Source organism: Rhizobacter sp. P3_B12, from assembly GCF_056402895.1.
Genome location: NZ_JBFUGN010000993.1, coordinates 1 through 2216 on the forward strand (window position 1 = coordinate 1; position 2216 = coordinate 2216).

At 67.9% G+C, this 2216-nt stretch carries 2 protein-coding genes; both read left to right on the top strand.

Translation table 11 applies throughout. The annotated features are described in order from the left end of the window. Positions 1 to 164 precede the first annotated feature (164 nt). Positions 165 to 668, top strand: coding sequence for a hypothetical protein (locus tag AC1D01_RS31130; protein WP_477873337.1), 504 nt, complete (start codon positions 165 to 167; stop codon positions 666 to 668). Between the two features lie 123 nt (positions 669 to 791). Next, positions 792 to 2063 (top strand): roadblock/LC7 domain-containing protein, encoded by a 1272-nt coding sequence (locus AC1D01_RS31135; protein WP_477873339.1) that lies wholly within the window; start codon positions 792 to 794, stop codon positions 2061 to 2063. Positions 2064 to 2216 lie beyond the last annotated feature (153 nt).

Sequence of the window (2216 nt, forward strand, 5' to 3'; positions counted from 1 at the left end):
GATCTATTCAGCTCCTACCGCCGAGTTGATCTCCGCGGCCACCGCTGCGGCCCAGCTGAGCGGCACTTCTCAGATGCGAGCCGATTGCGGGACCTGTGCTTCGGCGCTAAGCTCTTTCTGCGTTCCGACCGGGCGTGGTGCGGCTTTCGAGAAAGAGGTGCGACATGGGCTACCGGGACAATTTCTATGTTGTGGGCAACATCATCGGGTTCACCGGCATCCTGCATCAGTCGCCGACCGTCTACTTCCACGCGGGGACCGAATTTGGGCACATCACCCAGAACCACTGGTTCGAGGCCAACTGCGGCCGCGAAGATGTGGGCAGCGATCCGGGATACACCATCGGGAACGAGATGCAGCCGAACGGAATCAGGGCGTCCGTGGAGCGCTGCAGCGGCGTCGTCATCCACACCAGCCGCAGCCTCTATACCGCGGTGAACCAGACCGAAATGGACACCATCGCCCTTTTGGCGCAGGCAATCATCGCCTTTCCCGAAAAGAAGCGCGTCCCGCTCTATGCCAGCCTGATGGGTGCCTACAAGGGCAATGACTTGGAACAGGTACTGGAGTCGCTGGACAACCGGCAGCAGGCGAATGCCCTGATCCGCGCCGGACTTCCGCGCCTGCGCCCTGTGCAGCCGTCCATGATGAAGGGGTCGGGCGCCTGAGCGATCAGCGTGTCCCTTGCGGCAAGGGCAATCCCTGCCCCCTGAAGTGGGGTAGCCAATTTGGGGATGGCCCGATGCGCGCCTCCCCCTAGACTGCACGGGACTCAACTGCCGGGAGCACCCATGTTGTCATCGCTGTTCGGAGACCTGCGCGGCGATCAACCCGAGGGTCGCTTGCCCGGCTTCGCCGCCACCTCGCTCATGGAGAGCGTGGCCACCGAGGTGAACGACCAGGGCCAGATGGTCGATCGCCACCTGCGCGACCTGGTCGTCACCGGCTCGGCGGCGCAGGCGATCCGCGAGCATTTCGCGGCCACCCGCGCCGACCTCGAAACCGCAACCCGCCACATCGCGCTGCACGACCCCACCGGCGTGTGGGCCAGCGCCGTCGTGAAGGCGCTGTCGGATGCGAGCGGGCGGCCGATCGAGCGGCTGCACCTGCGCGAGCACACCACGCTGCGCACGCTCGCGATGATCGAGCGCACCACGCTCGAACGGCGCGACGAGGGCCTGCTGCGCATCTACCACGCCGACGTGCGCGCGCCCGGCCCCGACAACGCGGCGATCCCGATCGCGCTGATGGAGCGCAGCCACATGACCGCGGTGATCGTCGGCGCGATGCAGCCGCATGCGGTCGACGGCATGCTCCACACCCTGTATGCCGCGGTGAACCAGCCCGGCTGGCGCTGCCCGACGCTGCTCTTCATGCTGCCGCCGAGCGGCGTGTGGATCGCCAACAAGATCGGCATGATCCAGTGGCCGCAGCGGCTCAAGGTGCAGGTGCTCAACGAATCGCTGTCGAGCGCGTCGGCGGTGTGGAATGCGCTGCTGGGCCAGTGGAACCGCGTGAAGACCGAACCGGTGTGGGGGCCGCCGCCGGTGGCCGCGATCGCTTCGGTGCAGGGGCCGGACGGCTTCCCGATCAAGGTGGCCGACCTCGATGCCGCGGCAGCCGCCGCCTCCGCATCCCCCGGCGCCGCCATCAGGAGCAGTGCCGTCACGAAGGCTCCGGTGCGGGCGGTGCTCGATCCGCAGCGCGCCGCCCATGCGCTCGACAGCATGCTGCAGGTCGACGGCCTGATGGGCTGCGCCGTCGTCGACACCGCGACCGGGCTGGTCGTCACGCACAAGGTGCGCGAGGAACACCCGGTCGACATCGAGCTGGCCGCCGCCGCCTGCACCCAGGTGCTGCGCGTGCACGACCGCCATGCGCGCGACATGGGGCTGGCCGACGCGGTGCAGGAGATCATGACCAGCACGCCGACGCGCCACCACCTGATCCGCTCGCTGTCGCGGCACAGCGGGCTGTTCCTGTTCGCGCTGCTCGACAAGCAGCGCAGCAACCTGGCGCTGGCGCGCTACAAGCTGATGGAGGCGGAACAAAGCCTGTCCTGAGAAGGGTTGCGGGGCTTCGATAACATCCGGGGATGAGCCAAGAAGTTCTCTTCGACTACCCCCTGCAAGACGCCGCCGGCGCCACCTGCACCGCGCACGCCTGGGCCAAGGTGCCCGAGCCGCTGACGCCGGCCGGCCGCGCCGACCACAAGG

What these genes read in the sequence shown, in the direction of transcription:
- AC1D01_RS31130 (WP_477873337.1), top strand. Translation starts at nt 165, where the DNA reads ATGGGCTACCGGGACAATTTCTATGTTGTGGGCAACATCATCGGGTTC.
- AC1D01_RS31135 (WP_477873339.1), top strand. Translation starts at nt 792, where the DNA reads ATGTTGTCATCGCTGTTCGGAGACCTGCGCGGCGATCAACCCGAGGGT.